General features: G+C 70.8%; 17 protein-coding genes. 8 read left to right on the top strand and 9 right to left on the bottom strand.

Translation table 11 applies throughout. The features are described 5' to 3' along the window. Positions 1-45 precede the first annotated feature (45 nt). Positions 46-534 carry a nucleoside deaminase gene (locus tag ACR9E9_RS00205; protein WP_435200485.1) on the bottom strand — a complete coding sequence of 163 codons (489 nt, stop codon included), beginning with the start codon at positions 532-534 and terminating at the stop codon, positions 46-48. 33 nt (positions 535-567) lie between these two features. On the opposite strand from ACR9E9_RS00205, the gene upp reads away from it, so the two are divergent. The 3 genes from upp to ACR9E9_RS00220 all read left to right on the top strand — a co-directional run bounded on the left by upp (position 568) and on the right by ACR9E9_RS00220 (position 2,238). Next, the gene (gene upp, locus ACR9E9_RS00210; protein WP_435200486.1) at positions 568-1,206 is read left to right on the top strand and encodes a uracil phosphoribosyltransferase; all 639 of its coding nucleotides are present in this window, start codon (positions 568-570) and stop codon (positions 1,204-1,206) included. Between the two features lie 115 nt (positions 1,207-1,321). Further along, entirely contained in the window at positions 1,322-1,495 is a 174-nt protein-coding gene (locus tag ACR9E9_RS00215) for a hypothetical protein (RefSeq protein ID WP_435200488.1), read from the top strand. A 2-nt stretch (positions 1,496-1,497) separates the two neighbouring features. After that, positions 1,498-2,238 (top strand): PH domain-containing protein, encoded by a 741-nt coding sequence (locus tag ACR9E9_RS00220; RefSeq protein ID WP_435200490.1) that lies wholly within the window; start codon positions 1,498-1,500, stop codon positions 2,236-2,238. A gap of 133 nt (positions 2,239-2,371) precedes the next feature. Here ACR9E9_RS00220 and pntB read toward each other — a convergent pair whose 3' ends face one another. From pntB to ACR9E9_RS00240, 4 genes are all read right to left on the bottom strand, one after another. Continuing rightward, positions 2,372-3,826, bottom strand: a complete 1,455-nt coding sequence (gene pntB / locus ACR9E9_RS00225) for a Re/Si-specific NAD(P)(+) transhydrogenase subunit beta (protein WP_435200492.1) — start codon at positions 3,824-3,826, stop codon at positions 2,372-2,374. 3 nt (positions 3,827-3,829) lie between these two features. Continuing rightward, the gene (locus ACR9E9_RS00230) at positions 3,830-5,371 is read right to left on the bottom strand and encodes a Re/Si-specific NAD(P)(+) transhydrogenase subunit alpha (RefSeq protein ID WP_435200494.1); all 1,542 of its coding nucleotides are present in this window, start codon (positions 5,369-5,371) and stop codon (positions 3,830-3,832) included. Positions 5,372-5,520: 149 nt separating this feature from the next. Further along, the gene (locus ACR9E9_RS00235; RefSeq protein WP_435200496.1) at positions 5,521-6,975 is read right to left on the bottom strand and encodes a pyridoxal phosphate-dependent decarboxylase family protein; all 1,455 of its coding nucleotides are present in this window, start codon (positions 6,973-6,975) and stop codon (positions 5,521-5,523) included. After that, positions 6,972-8,312: an MFS transporter gene (locus tag ACR9E9_RS00240; RefSeq protein ID WP_435200498.1), complete on the bottom strand. Its 1,341-nt coding sequence runs from the start codon at positions 8,310-8,312 to the stop codon at positions 6,972-6,974. The genes ACR9E9_RS00235 and ACR9E9_RS00240 overlap by 4 nt, the downstream gene beginning before the upstream one ends. 81 nt (positions 8,313-8,393) lie before the next feature. Here ACR9E9_RS00240 and ACR9E9_RS00245 point away from each other — a divergent pair, with 81 nt between their 5' ends. From ACR9E9_RS00245 to ACR9E9_RS00255, 3 genes are read left to right on the top strand one after another with little or no spacing between them, the layout of a single operon-like run. Then, positions 8,394-9,611 carry a pyridoxal phosphate-dependent aminotransferase gene (locus ACR9E9_RS00245; protein WP_435200500.1) on the top strand — a complete coding sequence of 406 codons (1,218 nt, stop codon included), beginning with the start codon at positions 8,394-8,396 and terminating at the stop codon, positions 9,609-9,611. Next, positions 9,608-10,018, top strand: a complete 411-nt coding sequence (locus tag ACR9E9_RS00250; protein ID WP_435200502.1) for a FluC/FEX family fluoride channel — start codon at positions 9,608-9,610, stop codon at positions 10,016-10,018. The genes ACR9E9_RS00245 and ACR9E9_RS00250 overlap by 4 nt, the downstream gene beginning before the upstream one ends. Next, positions 10,015-10,374, top strand: coding sequence for a fluoride efflux transporter FluC (locus tag ACR9E9_RS00255; RefSeq protein WP_435200504.1), 360 nt, complete (start codon positions 10,015-10,017; stop codon positions 10,372-10,374). Before ACR9E9_RS00250 ends, ACR9E9_RS00255 begins: the two co-directional genes overlap by 4 nt. A gap of 18 nt (positions 10,375-10,392) precedes the next feature. Here the strand turns inward: ACR9E9_RS00255 and ACR9E9_RS00260 are convergent, their stop codons facing one another. Beyond that, positions 10,393-11,574: an acyl-CoA dehydrogenase family protein gene (locus ACR9E9_RS00260; protein ID WP_435200506.1), complete on the bottom strand. Its 1,182-nt coding sequence runs from the start codon at positions 11,572-11,574 to the stop codon at positions 10,393-10,395. Between the two features lie 91 nt (positions 11,575-11,665). Here ACR9E9_RS00260 and ACR9E9_RS00265 point away from each other — a divergent pair, with 91 nt between their 5' ends. Then, positions 11,666-12,316, top strand: a complete 651-nt coding sequence (locus ACR9E9_RS00265; protein WP_435200508.1) for a TetR/AcrR family transcriptional regulator — start codon at positions 11,666-11,668, stop codon at positions 12,314-12,316. 139 nt (positions 12,317-12,455) lie between these two features. Here ACR9E9_RS00265 and ACR9E9_RS00270 read toward each other — a convergent pair whose 3' ends face one another. The 3 genes from ACR9E9_RS00270 to gabT are packed head-to-tail and all read right to left on the bottom strand — an operon-like array spanning position 12,456 to position 16,386. Further along, on the bottom strand, positions 12,456-13,610 hold the full coding sequence (locus ACR9E9_RS00270) for a CaiB/BaiF CoA transferase family protein (RefSeq protein ID WP_435200510.1): 1,155 nt from the start codon (positions 13,608-13,610) through the stop codon (positions 12,456-12,458). Then, positions 13,607-15,016 carry an APC family permease gene (locus tag ACR9E9_RS00275; protein ID WP_435200512.1) on the bottom strand — a complete coding sequence of 470 codons (1,410 nt, stop codon included), beginning with the start codon at positions 15,014-15,016 and terminating at the stop codon, positions 13,607-13,609. Before ACR9E9_RS00275 ends, ACR9E9_RS00270 begins: the two co-directional genes overlap by 4 nt. Before the next feature lie 35 nt (positions 15,017-15,051). Further along, entirely contained in the window at positions 15,052-16,386 is a 1,335-nt protein-coding gene (gabT, locus tag ACR9E9_RS00280; RefSeq protein WP_435200514.1) for a 4-aminobutyrate--2-oxoglutarate transaminase, read from the bottom strand. Between the two features lie 83 nt (positions 16,387-16,469). On the opposite strand from gabT, the gene ACR9E9_RS00285 reads away from it, so the two are divergent. Beyond that, complete coding sequence (locus ACR9E9_RS00285) at positions 16,470-17,960, top strand: PucR family transcriptional regulator (protein WP_435200516.1); 1,491 nt, start codon at positions 16,470-16,472, stop codon at positions 17,958-17,960. Positions 17,961-18,017: the final 57 nt, after the last annotated feature.

An 18,017-nucleotide genomic window follows, 5' to 3' on the forward strand; every position in this document is an offset into this window, starting at 1 on the left:
GCATCGCGGATCGCGCCGCGTCATCATCCGTGTTGGATGACCGCATCAGTCCGGGACGCGCTGTCGGGCGAAGAACTCGCGCAGCGCCCTGGAACACTCGCTCTCCCGGACCCCACCGATGACCTCGACCCGGTGGACAGAACGCCGGTCACGGGGGATGTCCCACACCGACCCGCAGGCGCCCATCTTCGGGTCCCAGGCGCCGAGGACGACCCTCGGGACGCGGGCGAGGACCGCCGCGCCGGCGCACATCGGGCAGGGCTCGAGGGTGACGACCAGGGTGCACCCGTCCAGGCGCCACTCCCCCTTCGCCTCCGCGGCGGACCGAAGGGCGATGATCTCGGCGTGACCGGTCGGGTCACCGTCGCGCTCGCGGGTGTTGCGCCCTTCGCCGATGATCGCTCCGTCGGCGTCCACGACGACCGCCCCCACCGGCACGTCCCCGCCTGTCGCGGCGTCTGCGGCCAGCTCGAGGGCGCGCGCCATCCACGCCTCCTCCTCGAGTCGGCGCGGACGGGCGGGGTCGTGGGTCACGCCCACAGTCTCCCGCACGGTAGTTTCGGGCCCATGCGCGTCATCGTCGCCGACCACCCGCTCATCGCCCACAAGCTGACCTACCTCCGGCACAAGGACACCGACAGCCCGACCTTTCGTCGGCTCGTCGACGAGCTCGTCACGCTCCTGGCCTACGAGGCGACCCGCGAGGTGCGGTGCGAGCCCTTCGACATCGAGACCCCCGTCGCCGCGACGACCGGGATGAAGCTCTCGACGCCCAAGCCGCTCGTCGTGCCGATCCTGCGCGCCGGCCTCGGGATGCTCGAGGGCATGGTCCGGCTGCTGCCGACCGCCGAGGTGGGCTTCCTCGGGATGCTGCGCAACGAGGACACCCTCGAGGCGGTGACCTACGCCAACCGCCTGCCGGACGACCTCTCCGGGCGCCAGTGCTATGTCATCGATCCGATGCTCGCGACCGGCGGCACGCTGGCGATGTCGATCCAGTACCTCGTCGAACGCGGCGCCGACGACATCACCGCCGTGACGCTCCTGGCCGCCCCCGAGGGCATCGAGGCCATGGAGACGCAGCTCGGCAACCTCAACGTGCCGATCACCCTCGTCACCGGCGCCATCGACGAGAAGCTCGACACGAATGGCTACATCGTTCCGGGCCTCGGCGACGCCGGCGACCGGCTGTACGGCATCGTCTGACGCGCCCACCCCCACAGGTCGCTCGTCACACCAGTCACATCTGCAACACTGAGACGTCCCACTGTGCCCGCCCGGGTGCAGGAGCTGCCCCGCCACTGACGGAGAAGAACGAGTCATGAACACGCCGCCGATCAAGAAGATCGTCCTCTGGCTGCTCACGATCTTTCTGCTCTACGCGATCCTGACCTCCCCCGACGAGGGCGCGAACATCGTCGGCTCCGCCTGGGAGGTCCTCGCCAACGGTGTGCGCAACATCGGCCGGTTCTTCGACACGCTCATCGCGAGGTAGTCATGGCCGAGGAGGTCGCCCACCGGGGACTGCGGCGCTATCTCCTCCCCGGCGAGAACCCGGTGGCGGAGATCCGGCACCACGGGATCGTCCTCGTCAAGCCCGCGGCCGCCGTCATCGCGGCCACGGCACTGTGCCTGTGGCTGGACGTCTCGGTGAGCGACGCCAACAGCGGGTTCCTCTCCTACATCTGGTTTTTCTGGCTGGCTGTCCTCGGGTGGTCGGCGTGGCAGTGGATCGAGTGGCGACACACGCGGGTCGTGGCCACCGACAAGCGGATCGTGCGCTTCGAGGGGTGGATCAACCACAAGGTCTCGATGATGCCGCTGAAGAAGGTCACCGACATGGGCTACGAGCGCTCGCTGCTCGGACGTGTCCTCGGGTACGGCACCTTCATCCTCGAGAGCGCCGGCCAGGACCAGGCCCTGTCCAAGATCGAGTTCGTCCCCGACCCCGACGACAACTACCGGGCCATCTGCTCGGTCGTCTTCGGGATGAGCCTCCACGACGAGGACGACGAGGACGACAACGGGGATGAGGAGCAGCCCGCGTGGGAGACCTCGCAGGACTTCGCGACCCGCCTGGGCGTCGTCGACGGGGTCTATGTCGGTGGCGGCCCGGGCGATGGGGACGGCGTCGACCGCCAGCGGGAGGGCTCGATCTACCGCAGCCGGGACCTGCTGCGCCGCGACCACGACGCCGACACCGGCGAGCTCCCCCCGTACGACCCCGACGCGTACTGAGTCGGTCACCATCCGCGGGCCGCGCCGCCCACCCCCCTTCGCATCTGCCTAGGCAGATGCGAAAACGGGGGGCACGAGGAAGGGCGGCGCTCACCCGGGTGGGTGAGCACCGCCCTTCGTGCGGGTCCGCGCCTCAGAGGACCTTGAGGATGTCCCCCACGCGCTCCTTGGCGTCGCCGAAGAGCATCTGGGTGTTCTCCTTGAAGAACAGCGGGTTCTGCACCCCGGCGTACCCGGTGGCCATCGAGCGCTTGAAGACGATGACCTCCTTCGCGTTCCAGACCTCGAGGACCGGCATCCCGGCGATCGGGCTGCTCGGGTCCTCCGCCGCCGAGGGGTTGACCGTGTCGTTGGCGCCGATGACCAGGACGACGTCCGTGGCCGGGAAGTCCTCGTTGATCTCGTCCATCTCGAGGACGACGTCGTAGGGCACCTTCGCCTCGGCCAGCAGGACGTTCATGTGCCCCGGGAGGCGACCGGCCACCGGGTGGATGGCGAACCGGACGTCCACCCCCTTCGCCCGCAGCTGGGCGGTGAGGTCGGCGACCGGGTACTGCGCCTGGGCCACGGCCATGCCGTACCCGGGGGCGATGACCACTGAGGAGGCGTCGGCGAGCATCTCGGCCACGGCATCGGCCTGGATCTCGCGGTGCTCGCCGTAGTCCTCGTCGCCACCCCCGGTCACCTGGCCGTCGGAGCCGAAGCCGCCGGCGATGACGGAGATGAAGGACCGGTTCATCGCCTTGCACATGATGTAGGACAGGAAGGCACCCGAGGAGCCCACGAGTGCACCGGTGACGATGAGCAGGTCGTTGGAGAGCATGAAGCCCGCGGCGGCCGCGGCCCACCCGGAGTAGCTGTTGAGCATGGAGATCACGACCGGCATGTCGCCACCACCGATGGAGGCGACGAGGTGCCAGCCGAAGGCCAGTGCGATGAGCGTCATGAGCACCAGCGGGACGAGCGAAGGGGAGATGACGAACCAGGCGCCCAGCGCCACCGAGACGAGCACGGCCGCAAGGTTGAGCCAGTGACGCATCGGCAGCACCAGCGGCGAGGACTTCATCTTCGCGCTGAGCTTGAGGTAGGCGACGACCGAGCCGGTGAGGGTCACGGCACCGATGAAGACCCCGACGAAGACCTCGCCGTTGTGGATGCCGACCATGTCCATCGCCTCGAGGCGCTCGTGCTCGGCGACGGCCTGCGGGCTGTCGCCGTGGGCGCCGAGGAAGGAGTTGAAGCCGACGAGCACGGCGGCGAGACCGACGAAGGAGTGCATCATCGCGATGAGCTCGGGCATGCCGGTCATCTCGACGCGTCGAGCGATCCGCACACCGATCGACCCACCCAGGGCCATGGTGACCACGAGGACGCCCAGGCCCCACTTGCCCGCATCCGCGGCCGAGCCCGGTCCGGAGTACACCCCGTCGATGACCAGGGTGATCGTGGCGAGCAGGGCGATGGCCATGCCCGCGATGCCGAACCAGCTGCCGTGACGGGCCGACTCGTGCTTGCTCAGCCCCGCGAGGCTGAGGATGAACAGCAGCGCCGCGACGATGTAGGCGGCGGTGACGACGGTGGACAGCATGGCTCAGCCCTTCCGGAACATGTTGAGCATCCGGCTGGTGACCGTGAAACCACCGAAGACGTTGATGCTGGCGAAGAAGACCGCAGCGGCGGCGATGATCTGGATGGCCAGGTTCGACGAGGTCACCTGCAGCAGGGCACCGACCACGATGATCCCGGAGATCGCATTGGTCACCGACATCAACGGGGTGTGCAGTGCGTGGTGCACGTTGCCGATGACGTAGAAGCCGATGACCACCGCCAGGGCGAAGACGATGAAGTGCGACAGGAAGGCCGCGGGCATGAAGGCGGCCGCGATGAGGAAGAGCGCGGCGGCGCCGCCGATGAGCCAGAACTTGCGGTTCGGGTCGACCGGCTTCACCTCCTTCTCGGGAGCGGGCTCCGCGGCGGCCGGGGCGGCCGGGGCCGCCGAGACCTGCACGGGCGGCGGCGGCCAGAGGGTCTCCTCCCCCTTCGTCACCGTCATCCCGCGCACGACGGTGTCCTCCAGGTCGAGGACGGCGACGCCGTCCTTCGCCGGGGTGAGGAGCTTCAGGAGGTTGACGATGTTCGTGCCGTAGAGCTGGCTGGCCTGCGTGGGCAGTCGGCCGGCGAGGTCGGTGTACCCGATGATCCGCACACCGTTGTCGGTGACCACGCGCTCGTCCGCGACGGAGCCGGCGACGTTCCCACCGGAGCCGGCCGCCATGTCGATGATGACCGAGCCGGGCTTCATCGACGCGACCATCTCCTCGGTGATCAGGCGCGGCGCCTCACGACCCGGGATGAGTGCGGTGGTGATGATGATGTCGACGTCCTTGGCCTGCTCGGCATAGAGCTCCGCGGCCTTGGCGTTGAAGTCCTCGCTCGCCTCCTTGGCGTAGCCGTCAGAAGACTGGCCCTCTTGCGCTCCATCTCCAAGGTCCACCTCGAGGAAGTCCGCGCCCATCGACTCGACCTGCTCGGCGACCTCGGGGCGCACGTCGAAGGCGCGCACGATGGCCCCGAGGGACCCGGCCGCGCCGATCGCGGCGAGCCCGGCGACGCCGGCTCCGCAGACGAGGACCTTCGCCGGCGGGACCTTGCCGGCGGCGGTGACCTGACCGGTGAAGAGTCCGCCGAACTCGTGGGCCGACTCGACCACCGCGCGGTAGCCGGCGATGTTGGCCATCGAGGAGAGGACGTCCAGGGACTGCGCCCGCGAGATGCGCGGGACGGCGTCCATCGCCATCGCGGTCACCCCCTGGGCGCGCAGCGTCTCGAGGGTGTCCGGGTTGAGGGCCGGCGAGAGCAACGAGGCGAGGATCGCCCCGGAACGCAGCCGGGGCACCTCCTCCGCGGTGGGGGCGTTGACCTTGGCGACGATGTCGCTGGCCCACACCTCCTCGGGGGCACCGACGGTCGCTCCGGCGTCGACGTACCCCTGGTCGGGGTAGGCGGAGGCCGCTCCGGCGCCGGGCTCGACGCTCACGTCGTAGCCGAGCTTGATCAGCGCCTCCACGGTCTTCGGCGTCGCGGCCACGCGGGTTTCCCCGGCCTTCGACTCCTTGGGTACACCAAGTCGCATGGTCACTCCAGTACAGGGGTGTTGTGGATGTGGGTCGCAGGGCAACCTACGACAGCCGACGAGGGTTCCGGTGACTTTGTGATGGGGACGACCGTCACAGGCCACGGGCTGAGACAGCGCGCCCGCGGTCGGCCCGAGCAGGTACGGGCTCAGCGGGTGAGGCGGTCGAGGACGGCGAGCAGCAGTGCCTCGCGCAGGGCCGGTGGGGCGAGGTCGAGAAGGGCGTTGACCTCGGCCATCCTCGTCGGCACCCGGAGGGCGCCCCCGTCGCCGGCCAGCCCGGCGATGGCGAGCAGCCCGTCGAGGGTGGCCTCGTCGAGGCCGTCCGGGTCGATCTGCCGGGCCGCCGCGGCGAGGTCGGGGTCGACCTGCACCGGCCCGGCCGCCCGGGCCGCGGCCACCGACTCGGCGAGCGCCGTGACGAGCTCGCGCGTGTGTGCGGCGGTCGCCGCACACAGCGTGAGGTGCAGCGTCGCAGGGAGGTCGGCGAAGGACATCTGCGGCTGGACGAGCCACCCCCGGGCGGCCATCTCGTCGGCGACGGTGAAGACGTCGCAGCCCGCGTCCGCGGCGAGCGCGAGCAGCGTCGAGTCCGGCGCGACGACCACCCTCAGGCCCTCGATGCCCGCCACGGACTCGGCGACCTCCAGGGTCGCCGACCGCGCCCGACCGGCGAGCTCGCGGTACCCGTCGAGACCGATCGCGTGGACGACGGCCCAGGCCGCGGCGAGCGGCCCGCCGGACTTCGTCGACTGGAGGGTGGTGTTGAGCATCGTGTAGCCGGGCCAGGCCGCCGAGGCGAAGAGGTGTCCCTTGCGCAGCGAGGGTTCCCGGTGGAGCAGCAGGGAGATGCCCTTGGGCGTGTAGGCGTACTTGTGCAGGTCGACGGAGATGCTCGTGACGCCGTCGAGGGCGAAGGTCCACGGCGGCACGTCGTCGAGGAAGGGCAGCACCCAGCCGCCGATGCAGGCGTCGACGTGACAGCGGATCCCTCGTTCCGCCGCCATCGCGGCGATCTCGGCGACCGGGTCGATGACCCCGTGGGCGTAGGAGGGCGCGGACGCGACGACGAGGACGGTGCTGTCCGTGACCGCCGCGGCCATCGCCGCCGGATCGGCGCGCAGGGTCAGCGGATCGACCGGCACGGAGGCGATGTCGATGCCGAGCAGGTGACCGGCCTTGTGCACGGCGGCGTGCACGCTCGTCGGCACGACGACCTGCGGACGGCTCACCTGCGGGTTGCCGTCGCGCGCGGCGAGCACCGCCAGGACGAGCGACTCGGTGCCCCCCGAGGTGGCGGCCCCGACGGTGCCCGGCGGCCCGTCGAGGAGGTCGCGGGCGAGCGCGACGAGGTCGGACTCGAGGGCGGCGAGCGAGGGGAAGGCCGTCGGGTCGAGGCCATTCGCCGCAGCGAACTGCGTCAGCGCCTCCCGGCCGATCTCGTCCGCCGAGGAGAGGCCCGAGTCGTAGACGTAGCTCAGGGTCCGCCCCCCGTGGGTCGGCAGGTCCTCCGCGCGCAGCGCGAGGAGCGCGGAGCGCACCTCGTCCGCTCCGGCCGGGCGGCGCCAGTCGAGGGGCGTCGCGCCCCCTTCGGTCGCACTCATGGCAGGTCCTTCCCGGCGGCGATGACGGCCGCCTCGTCGATCCGGTAGTGGCGCAGGAGGAGCAGGGAGCCCAGGACGAGGGTCGCGGGCAGGAGCGTGAAGCCGAGCGTCATCGCGGTCAGGGCGCCGTCGGGCTGGACGGCGGCGCCGTCGGTGGAGGAGACGTAGCCCCCGAGGACGAGGACGAGGGCGTAGAGACCCGGCCCCAGCGCGAGGCCGAGGGTCTCGGCGGCGGTCCACACACCGGTGTAGACACCGACCCGGTTCTCACCACTGCGATCGGCATCGACCGCAGCCGCATCCGGGAGCATCGCCATGGGGAACATCTGCGCCCCGGCGTAGCCCACGCCGACGAGGGCGAGCGCGAGGGCGACCGGGACGAGGCCGTGGTCGTGGACGACCCACACGAGCACGGCTCCGAGGGCAAGGCACAGGGAGGCGGCGACGAAGGCGGGCCGCTTGCCGGTCCGCCGGCCCACCCGCTCCCACAGCGGGGTGACGACGAGAGCAGGACCGACGAAGGCGACGAACAGGATGGTCGCGGCGCCCGAGTCACCGAGCACCCACCGGGCCATGTAGTCGACCCCGGCGAGCATCGTGCCCGTCGCGAGCGCCTGGAGGGCGAAGGTCAGCAGCAGGGCCCGGAAGTCCTTCGCCCCGGCGACGACCCTCAGCTGCTCCGCGAGTGACCCACCGGCGGCGACCTGCTCGACCGGGGCCACCCCCTTCGTCCCCCACCAGGCCCCGACGGCGCCGAGGAGGATCAGCAGACCGACGAAGACCCCCACGGCCCGGTACCCCCACTCCGGGCCGAGCGCGTCGCGCAGGGCCGGGGAGGCTCCGCCAGCGACGAGGATCGTCAGGGCGAGGACGGCCACGCGCCAGGTCATCAGGCGGGTGCGTTCGTCGTAGTCGCGCGTCAGCTCCGCCGGCATCGAGACGTAGGGGACCTGGAAGAAGGCGTAGGCGCTCGCGCAGGCGAGGAAGAGCAGCGCCACCCAGGCCGCCGCGAGTGCCGGTGGCGCCGTCGGCCCGGCGAAGAGCAGCGCGAAGAGGAGGGCCAGGGCGGCGCCGGCCCGGATGAGGAAGGGCCGGCGGCGACCGCCGGGGTGGGTGCTGCGGTCGGACAGGCGTCCGGCGACCGGGTTGAGCAGGACGTCCCAGGCCTTCGGGAGCAGGACGATCAGTCCGGCGAGCCCGGCCGCGATGCCGAGCCGGTCGGTGAGGTAGGGCAGGAGCAGCAGCCCGGGCACGGTCCCGAAGGCGCCCGTCGCGACCGAGCCGAGCCCGTAACCACGCCTGACCCGTGCCGGCAACCCCGCCGCCGCTGTGTCCATCCCCTGAGGTTACCCACGAGTCAGTGCCCGGGTGTCGAGTCAGCAGCGTCACCTCGTTTCGGGGGTGAGAGACTTCCGGCCATGCGCCACATCCGACAGAGCCGGAAGCTCAAGGACGTCCGTTACGACGTGCGGGGGCCCATCCTCGTCGAGGCCCAGCGCCTCGAGGCCGAGGGCCACAAGATCCTCAAGCTGAACATCGGCAACACCGCGCCCTTCGGCTTCGAGGCCCCGGAGGCGATCGTCGCCGACATGACCCGGCACCTGAGCGACTCCCAGGGCTATGTCGACAGCAAGGGCATCTACTCGGCGCGGACGGCGGTGGCGCAGTACTACCAGGCGCGCGGCCTGCGGGAGACGACCGTCGAGGACGTCTACATCGGCAACGGCGTCTCCGAGCTGATCTCGATGGTGCTGCAGGCCTTCGTCGACAACGGCAACGAGATCCTCATCCCGGCCCCCGACTACCCCCTGTGGACCGGCGCGGTCTCGCTCGCCGGCGGCACCCCGGTGCACTACCGGTGCGACGAGGACAACGGCTGGAACCCCGACCTCGAGGACATCGAGGCGAAGATCACCGAGAACACCCATGCCCTCGTCATCATCAACCCGAACAACCCGACGGGGGCGGTCTACTCTCCGGAGATCGTGCGCGGGCTCGTCGACATCGCCCGGCGGCACGATCTCGTCGTCATGGCCGACGAGATCTACGAGAAGATCGTCTTCGACGACGCGGTGCACCACCACGCCGCGGAGTACGCCGACGACGACGTCCTCTGCCTCACCTTCTCCGGGCTGTCCAAGGCCTACCGGGTCTGCGGCTACCGCGCCGGCTGGGTGATGATCTCCGGCCCGAAGCACGAGGCCGCGGACTTCCTCGAGGGCCTGACCCTCCTGGCGAACATGCGCATGTGCTCCAACGTCCCCGCGCAGCACACGATCCAGACCGCGCTCGGCGGCTACCAGTCGATCGACGAGCTCATCGTCCCGGGCGGGCGCTACCACGACCAGATCAAGCTCGCCTCGCGCCTGCTCAACGAGATCCCCGGGGTGAGCTGCGTCGAGCCGCGGGGGGCGCTCTACTGCTTCCCGCGCCTCGACCCGCAGATGTACCGCATCGACGACGACCAGGCCTTCGTCATCGAGCTGCTGCAGGCCAAGAAGATCCTCGTCACCCACGGCTCCGGCTTCAACTGGCCGGACACCGACCACTTCCGGCTCGTCACGCTCCCCGACGAGGACGTGCTGACCGAGGCGATCGGCCGGATCGGTGAGTTCCTCGAGACCAAGCGGGCATGAGCGAAGGGAGGGTCCTCGCCGCCGTCGCCGCGGGCGGGGCCGCCGGGTCGCTGGGTCGGTGGCTGGTCTCCCTGGCCGCCGGCGGCGCCGTCTGGGGCACCCTGCTCGTCAACGTCTCGGGAGCGCTCGCGCTGGGACTCGTCGTCGCCCGGCTCGAGCACGGTGAGCACCACCCTCTCCTGCGGCCCTTCGCCGCGGTGGGCCTCCTCGGTGGGTGGACGACGTACTCGACCTTCGCCCTCGACGGGCGCACGCTCGCCGGGGAGGCTCTCCCTTCGCTGCTCGGCTACCTCGCCGCCACCCTCGTGCTCGGGCTGCTGGGAGCCCTGGCCGGACTGCTGCTCGGCGAGCGGCTGTGGGGCGGGTCGGCGCCGCAGGCGGCAGCGATCACCGAGGAGGAGCTGTGAGCGTGCTCCTCGTCGCCCTCGGTGCGGCGATCGGTGCCGCGTGCCGTCACCTCGTGACGACGGGGATGCGTGCGCGGCTCGGCGCCACCCCTGCGGGCGCCGTGCTCGCGATCAATGCGAGCGGTTCGCTCCTGCTCGGCCTCGTCGCGGGTCATGCCGCCGGTGCGGCGCCGGACTGGCTGCTGCCCCTGGTCGGCATCGGCTTCTGCGGCGCCTACACGACCTTCGCCACCCACGCCGTCGAGGTCGTGTCCGCGGCTCGGGCCGGACGCACCGGCCACGCACTCGCCGACGTCCTGCTCAACCTCTGCCTCGGGCTGGCCCTGGTCACCCTCGGCTGGTCGATCGCGACCTGACGCGCCGGCCCGAGCCGATCAGCGGAACGCGGAGTGGCCGGTGAGCGCCCGGCCGATGCTCAGCTGGTGCACCTCGGAGGTCCCCTCGTACGTGAGCACGGACTCGAGGTTGTTCGCGTGGCGCAGGACCGGGTACTCGAGGGTGATCCCGTTGGCCCCGAGGAGGGTGCGGCACTCGCGCGCGATGGCGATCGCCTCCCGGACGTTGTTGAGCTTGCCCAGGCTCACCTGCTCCGGCCGCAGCTGTCCCTCGTCCTTGAGCCGGCCGAGGTGGATCGCGAGCAGCATGCCCTTGCCCAGCTCCAGGCTCATGTCCGCCAGCTTGGCCTGGGTCAGCTGGTAGGCCGCGAGCGGCTTGCCGAAGATGTCCCGCTCCCCGACGTACGACAAGGTGGCGTCGAGGCAGTCGCGTGCGGCGCCGAGCGCCCCGAAGACGATCCCGAAACGCGCCTCGTTGAGGCAGGACAGCGGCCCGGAGAGACCACGGGCCTCGGGCAGCATCGCCGAGGCCGGCAGACGCACGTCCTCGAGGACGAGCTCGCTGGTCACCGATGCGCGCAGGGAGAGCTTCTGGGTGATCTTCGGTGCGGAGAAGCCGGGGGTGTCCGTGGGGACGACGAAGCCCCGCACCGTGCCGTCATCGCCGTCCGTGCGCGCCCAGACCACGGCGACATCGGCCACGGAGCCGTTGGTGATCCACATCTTCGTGCCGTTGAGGACCCAGTCCTCCCCGTCGTGCCGGGCTCGGGTGCGCATGCCCGCCGGGTCGGAACCGAAGTCGGGCTCGGTCAGACCGAAGCACCCGATCGCCTCGCCCTGGGCCATCCGCGGCAGCCACTCCTGCTTCTGCTCCTCGCTCCCCCAGCGGTGGATCGCGAACATCGCCAGCGAGCCCTGCACCGAGACCAGGCTGCGCAGACCGGAGTCAGCAGCCTCGAGCTCCAGGCAGGCCAGCCCGTAGGCCGTCGCGCTCGTCCCCGCGCAGCCGTATCCCTCCAGGTGCATCCCCAGCACCCCGAGCCCACCGAGCTCCCGGGCGAGGTCCCGGGCCGGGAGGTCCCCCTGCTCGTACCACGACGCGAGGTGCGGACGGAGTCGATCCGTGCAGAATCGGGCCACGGTCTCCTGCATGGCGCGCTCCTCCTCGGTCAGGAGCGCGTCGATGCCGAACAGGGCCGACGGGGTCTGGGCTGAGCTCATCGTTGTCCTCCGATGGGGTAAAACGAACAGTGTGAGGTTTCTGCATACGCTAACCTACGAGCGTTAGGTTCTGCAACGGAAGGAACAGATCGTGGCTCGCCCCTCGACGCCGATCCTCAGCCGGGACGCCATCCGCGACGCCGCACTGCACCTCATCGACGAGGAGGGCCTCGCGGGGTTCTCCATGCGCCGCCTTGCCGGCCACCTCGGCGTGCAGGCAGCCTCGCTCTACAGTCACTTCACCAACCGTGACGAGGTCTTCGACGCGGTCGCCAACCTGCTCACCCGACCGGTGGACACGACCGGCTTCGATCGGGGCTGGGCCACCGGGCTGCTCATCTGGGGACGGTCCTACCGGGCCGCGCTCCGGGCGCATCCGAACGCCGCCTCGATCGTGGCCGCCGGGACCGGTGAACGCGCGGACTTCCTGTCGATGGCCGACCGAGTCCACGGAGGCCTCGTGGGCGACGGGTGGCCGCCTCGCTACGCGACGATGATCGCCGCGTCGGTGAAGTACCTCGTCGTCGGCTCCGCCACCACACCCTTCGGAAGCGGTTTCGCCGATGACACCCGGGTCTACCTCGATCGATACCCGCACCTGGTCCAGGCGCATCTCATCGGTCAGCACGCCGAGGAGATCGACGCCGACAGCTTCGAGCTCGCGCTCACGTCGCTCGTGCACGGCCTCGAACCGCTCCACGCCCGGGTGGTGGTCCATGGCACTCAGTCGCGCACGACGTGAGCGAGAGCGTCGACGTGGGTGACATCGGCACGACGGTGCGGCTCGGCGACGAGCATGTGGACCAGTTCGGTGGTCACCGGCGGGCCCCCTGCCCCGAGGGTGAACCGTCCCGACGGCTTCCATCCCCTCAACCGCGCCCTCAGTGCGGGCCCCCGGACCCATGAGGGGGCAGGCGCGGCGGCGGCGTCCGATAGGTCACCGGCGTGGAGGACAGGCGCATCGGGCTGGCGGCGGTGCGTACCGTCCGACCCGGCTCACCCACCTCGGCGATGACGTCGAGGCCCAGCCCCTCCGCGTGGGCGAAGGCGCCGGCCAGGTCGTTGACCGCGCCTGCGGGAACCCCCCGGGCCAACAGCTGAGGCACGAGCGTCCCGACATCCGCCGTCGCGAACAGTCGCTCGAGGGTCGTGCGCAGCGCGTCCCGGTGGGCGACCCGGTCCGCGTTGGTCGCGAACCGAGGATCCTCAGCCAACCCGGGGGCGTCGATGGCGCCGACGAGATCACGGAACTGGCGGTCGTTGCCGACGGCGAGGACGATCTCGCCGTCGGCGCAGCGATAGGTCTCGTAGGGCGCCAGGCTGGGGTGGGCATTACCCATCCGTCCCGGAACCGTACCCGTGAGCAGGTAGGCCGAGGACTGGTTGACGAGGGAGGCCAGCGCCGTCCCCAGCAGGGAGACCCGGACGTGCTGCCCCTCCCCCGTCCGCTCAGCGTGCCGCAGGGCAGCCAGGACACCGGACGAGGCGTGCAGTCCGGCCAGGACGTCCACGACGGCGACACCCGCCTTGGTCGGCCCGGACTCCTGGGTGCCGGTGACGCTCATCATGCCCCCGACCGCCTGCACGAGCAGGTCATAGCCGGGCAGGGCGCGCGCCTGGGGGGCGTCGCCGAAGGCGGAGATGGAGCAGTAGACGACCGCCGGAGCCAGCGCGCGGATGTCTGCCTCACCGACACCGAGGCGATCGGCGACACCCGGCCGGAAGTTCTCCACCACGACGTCGGCCCGTCGGGCCAGCCGAAGCACTGCCTCGCGATCACGCTCCTGCCGCAGGTCCGCCACCAGGGTTCGCTTGTTCCGGTTCACGGCGAGGAAGTACGTCGCGTCCCCGTCGAAGTGGGGCGGACCCCACCCTCGGGTGTCATCCCCGTCGGGACGTTCGACCTTGATGACGTCCGCGCCGAGGTCACCGAGCAGCATCGTCAGGTAGGGGCCGGCCAGTACCCGGGAGAGGTCGAGGACGCGAACGCCGCCCAGTGCGCCACCGGAGTCCGGGTCGTGCCACTCCACGCTCATCGTCCCCTGAGTGCGGCCAGGACCCGGTCCTCTGCGTCGGCGCCCGGCCCGACCCGGGGAACGCGGACGAGGAAGGCGACCCCGACCAGCCACCACAGGCCGATGACCAGCCACTCGTAGGGCCAGATGAGGGCGGCCGGCATCCCCGGCAGGAAGAGGACGCCCAGGCTCACCCCGAGCACGACGGCGATCACGCCCGTCGCCTGTCCACCCGGCGCTCGGAAGGGGCGCTCCATCGTCGGCTCCCGTCGGCGGAGGATGACGAAGCTCAGCGCCACGACCACCCAGGCGACGATGATGCTCAGGCCGCCGGCATCGACCATCCAGACCAGGGTCTGTCGACCGAAGAGCGGTGCGAGGACGGAGAGTCCGCCGATGAAGATCAGGGCGTGCGACGGGGTGCGGTACTTCGGGTGCAGCTCCCCGAACCACCACGGCAGCATCCCCGACTGGGCCATGGCGTAGATCAGGCGGCTGGCGCCGATGAGGAAGCCGTTCCACGAGGTGAGGATCCCGGCGATACCCCCGAGCACGAGGATCGTGCCCATGAGGTCACTACCCCACAGCGCCGCCATCCCGTCGGCAGCGGCAAGATCTGACCCGGCGAGCTCGGTCGCGGGCATCGACATCCCCACGGTGATCATGATGAGCACGTACCAGAAGACGGCCAGGGCGATCGAGACGAGCAGGAGCTGACCGATCTTGCGGTACGGCAGGTTGATCTCCTCGGCGGACTGCGGGATGACGTCGAAGCCGACGAAGAGGAAGGGGGTGGCCACGAGGACCGAGATCAACCCTGCGGCACCACCGGTGAAGAGTGGACTCATGTGCCCGGTGTCGCCCCCGACGGCACTGCCGAGCAGGAGCGCGACGCCGACGGCGCCGAGAAAGAGCACGGCCACGGTCTGGAACACGGCCGCCGGACGGACACCGACGTAGTTGATCAGCGTCATCACGACTGACGCCCCGACCCCCACCGCGACCCAGCTGAGGTACACCTCGTACCCGGCGACGGTCCACAGCTTGCCGACCTGCATGTCCGGGAAGAGGTAGAGCACCGTCTCCGGCAGCGCCACCGCCTCGAAGGCGACCACCGAGATGTAGCCCAGGACGAGGGCCCACGAGGTGACGAAGGCAGGTCGGCTGCCCATCGCGCGCATGACGTAGTTGTGCTCGCCACCGACCGAGGGCATCGCCGAGACGAGCTCCGCGTAGGTCAGGCCGATGAAGGCGATGACGACGCCCCCCAGGACGAAGGCCAGCGCGGCGCCGAGGGTTCCGGCGCTCTCGAGGAAGGTTCCCGTCAGCACGATCCAGCCGAAGCCGATCATCGCCCCGAAGGCCACGGCCAGGGCATCGCGATGCCCGAGGACCCGGATGAGGTCGGTCTTGCTTTCACTTCCCATGAACACTCTCCTTTGAGTGGATCGGGTGAGGCGCGTCAGGTCCTCGGCAGGTTGGCCACGGCCTTGGCCACCACGTCCATCGCCTCGTCGAGCAGGTGCTCGGGCATGACGAGTGGAGGCAGGAATCGTAGGACGTTGCCGTAGGTGCCGCAGGAGAGCGTGAGGACCCCCTCCCGGTGGCAGGCCGCCGAGATCTCTGCTGCGACCGCGGGCGCGGGCGTGAGACCGTCCGGCTCGATGATCTCGATGGCCACCATGGCGCCGCGCCCACGCACGTCGCCGATGATCGCGTGCTCCTGTTGCAGCTGCGTCAGGCGCCCGAGGAGCAGCTCGCCCATCCGAGCCGCCTTGGCGGCCAGGCCCTGCTCGTGCATGACATCCATGGCGGCCAGTGCCGCGGCGCAGGCCACGGGGTTGCCACCGTAGGTTCCACCCAGGCCTCCCGCGTGGACCGAATCCATGATCTCCGCGCGGCCGGTGACGGCCGCCAGCGGCAGCCCGGCAGCGATTCCCTTCGCGGTGGCGATGAGGTCCGGGACGACCCCTTCGTGCTCGCACGCGAACCAGCTCCCCGTCCGGCAGAAGCCGGTCTGCACCTCGTCGGCGACGAAGACGATGCCGCGCTCACGGCACCAGGCGGCGATCGCGGGGAGGAAGCCCTCCGCCGGGGCGATGAAGCCACCCTCCCCCTGGATGGGTTCGATGACGACACAGGCGAGGTTGTCTCCGCCGACCTGGCTCTCGAGCTGGTCAATGGCGCGCTGGGCGGCCTGCTCGCCCGTCATCCCCGCAGGGTCGCGGAAGGGGTAGGACATCGGCGCCCGGTGGACCTCCCCGGCGAAGGGCCCGAAACCCTGCTTGTACGGAAGGTTCTTGGCGGTCATCGCCATGGTGAGGTTGGTGCGCCCGTGGTAGGCGTGGTCGAAGACCGCCACCGCGTCGCGACCGGTGTGCGTGCGGGCGATCTTGACGGCGTTCTCCACCGCCTCTGCGCCGGTGCTGAAGAGCGCGCTGCGCTTCTCGTGGTCACCGGGCGTCAGCTCGGCCAGACGCTCGCACACCTCGACGTAACCCTCGTACGGAGCGACCATGAAGCACGTGTGGGTGAACCGCTCCACCTGGTCGGCGACGCGACGCGCGACCTCGGGGTTCGAGCCCCCCACGCTGGTGACCGCGATCCCCGCGGCCAGGTCGATCAGCGAGTTGCCGTCGACGTCCTGCAGGATCCCGCCATCAGCCTGCGCGACGAAGACCGGAAGGACGGTACCCACCCCCAACGACACGGCTGCGGTCCGTCGCGCCATGAGCGACTGGGAGACCGGGCCGGGGATCTCGGTGACGATGCGACGCTGCTGCTCGAGTTCTGGCATGACGGCAACGCTAGGACCATCCAGGCGACGCCGACCCGGTCCATGCTGGACAAATTGATGCCTATCGACTGTACGTTGCGTCCATGGCTCCGACCTTGCGCCACCTCATCAACGGACCCGGTCTGGGCATCACCCTCCTCACGGGCGAGCAGCACCTCGACGACGAGGTGCGCTGGGTCGCGACGAACGAGCACCCGGACCCCACCCCCTTCCTCAAAGCCGGCGACCTCCTCCTGACCACGGGCATCAACCTTCCCGCGACGACGCAGCAGGTGCGTGCCTACACCGACCGCATCGCCGGCAGTGGCGCCGTGGCACTCGGGCTGGGCGTCGGCCTGGGGCACGGATCGACGCCCCGTCGGCTGATCAACGCCGCCGAACGCTCCGGGCTGGCCCTGGTCGAGATCGACGAGCCGACCCCCTTCGTCGCGGTGAGCAAGGCCCTCTCGGACCTCATCGCCCGGGAGGAGCACGCGGAGGCGCAGCGGACGGCCCAGGCCCAGCGGGACCTCACCCGGGCCGCTGTCCGGGACGGGACGGCCGGGGTCGCGCGGACCACCGCGCGACTCCTCGACGGGTGGACCCTCGTCCTGGACCGCACCACCGCGGTGCAGCACGCCGAACCCACCCGGGCGCGGGAGCGGGTCGCGGACCTGGCCGAACCGCTCGAACGGGTCTCCTCGGGGCGGGTCGCTGCCGCCTCGCTCATCGATGGCGACGAGCACGTCCTCGTGCACACACTCACCGCCTTCGGGCGGATCCGCGGCTTCCTCGTGTGCGGTACGCGGCACCGACCGAGCGGCGCCGACCGCGCTGCCCTCGGTCTGGCGACGGCCCTGCTCGCGATCGGCGACGACCAGCAGATCGTGGGCTCGCGTCGACGCGATGCGGCACTGCTGCGGTTGGCCCGGCAGGGGACGGTGGGCGACACCCGCACCCTGGTGGACCTCGGCGGGGCGGTCCTCGCCGGCGCCACCGTGGTGGGACTGGCCACCACCGGACCCGCCGGCGACCTTCGGGCCCTGGCCGACGAGCTCGACGACCTCCCCGCCGAGCACGTCCTCACCGTGCACGAGGACTCCCGGGTCCTCGCCGTCGTGGGCAGCCGCCACCTGCCCACCGTCCTGCACCGGGTGCGCGCACGGGAGGGACTGCGCACCGGCGTGAGCGACCCCGTGCCACCCCCCGAGGTCGCCGGCGCCCTGCACCGGGCCGAGCGGGCCCTGGACCTCGCGGTGCGGCGCGATGTGGACGTGCTGAGTGACGCCGAGGCGATGTCGAGCTCACTCGGCCTCGTCGCACCATCGGATGCGGCGGCATTCGCCCGGGCACTGCTCCATCCACTCCACGACCACGGCGAGCGCACCGACGTCGACCTCGTCACCAGCCTCGAGACCTGGCTGCGACACCACGGACACTTCGAGCCCGCGGCTGCCGAGCTCGGCGTGCACCGCCACACCCTGCGTCACCGTGTCCGCCGGGCGGAGCAACTGCTCGGTCGCTCGCTGGACGAGACGGACACCCGGATGGACCTGTGGTTCGCCCTTCGGGCCAGCCACTTCGGACAACTCTGATCATCCATGGGTGACAGTGCGTCCACACCATCACCGCGGGGTCACCGCCTAGCGTGC

This window comes from Janibacter sp. GS2 (genome assembly GCF_051200835.1).
GTDB lineage: Bacteria > Actinomycetota > Actinomycetes > Actinomycetales > Dermatophilaceae > Janibacter.

What these genes read in the sequence shown, in the direction of transcription:
- ACR9E9_RS00240 (WP_435200498.1), bottom strand. Translation starts at nt 8,312, where the DNA reads ATGGACACAGCGGCGGCGGGGTTGCCGGCACGGGTCAGGCGTGGTTAC.
- ACR9E9_RS00260 (WP_435200506.1), bottom strand. Translation starts at nt 11,574, where the DNA reads ATGAGCTCAGCCCAGACCCCGTCGGCCCTGTTCGGCATCGACGCGCTC.
- upp (WP_435200486.1), top strand. Translation starts at nt 568, where the DNA reads ATGCGCGTCATCGTCGCCGACCACCCGCTCATCGCCCACAAGCTGACC.
- gabT (WP_435200514.1), bottom strand. Translation starts at nt 16,386, where the DNA reads ATGCCAGAACTCGAGCAGCAGCGTCGCATCGTCACCGAGATCCCCGGC.
- ACR9E9_RS00270 (WP_435200510.1), bottom strand. Translation starts at nt 13,610, where the DNA reads ATGAGCGTGGAGTGGCACGACCCGGACTCCGGTGGCGCACTGGGCGGC.
- ACR9E9_RS00230 (WP_435200494.1), bottom strand. Translation starts at nt 5,371, where the DNA reads ATGCGACTTGGTGTACCCAAGGAGTCGAAGGCCGGGGAAACCCGCGTG.
- ACR9E9_RS00220 (WP_435200490.1), top strand. Translation starts at nt 1,498, where the DNA reads ATGGCCGAGGAGGTCGCCCACCGGGGACTGCGGCGCTATCTCCTCCCC.
- pntB (WP_435200492.1), bottom strand. Translation starts at nt 3,826, where the DNA reads ATGCTGTCCACCGTCGTCACCGCCGCCTACATCGTCGCGGCGCTGCTG.
- ACR9E9_RS00275 (WP_435200512.1), bottom strand. Translation starts at nt 15,016, where the DNA reads ATGGGAAGTGAAAGCAAGACCGACCTCATCCGGGTCCTCGGGCATCGC.
- ACR9E9_RS00245 (WP_435200500.1), top strand. Translation starts at nt 8,394, where the DNA reads ATGCGCCACATCCGACAGAGCCGGAAGCTCAAGGACGTCCGTTACGAC.
- ACR9E9_RS00250 (WP_435200502.1), top strand. Translation starts at nt 9,608, where the DNA reads ATGAGCGAAGGGAGGGTCCTCGCCGCCGTCGCCGCGGGCGGGGCCGCC.
- ACR9E9_RS00285 (WP_435200516.1), top strand. Translation starts at nt 16,470, where the DNA reads ATGGCTCCGACCTTGCGCCACCTCATCAACGGACCCGGTCTGGGCATC.
- ACR9E9_RS00215 (WP_435200488.1), top strand. Translation starts at nt 1,322, where the DNA reads ATGAACACGCCGCCGATCAAGAAGATCGTCCTCTGGCTGCTCACGATC.
- ACR9E9_RS00235 (WP_435200496.1), bottom strand. Translation starts at nt 6,975, where the DNA reads ATGAGTGCGACCGAAGGGGGCGCGACGCCCCTCGACTGGCGCCGCCCG.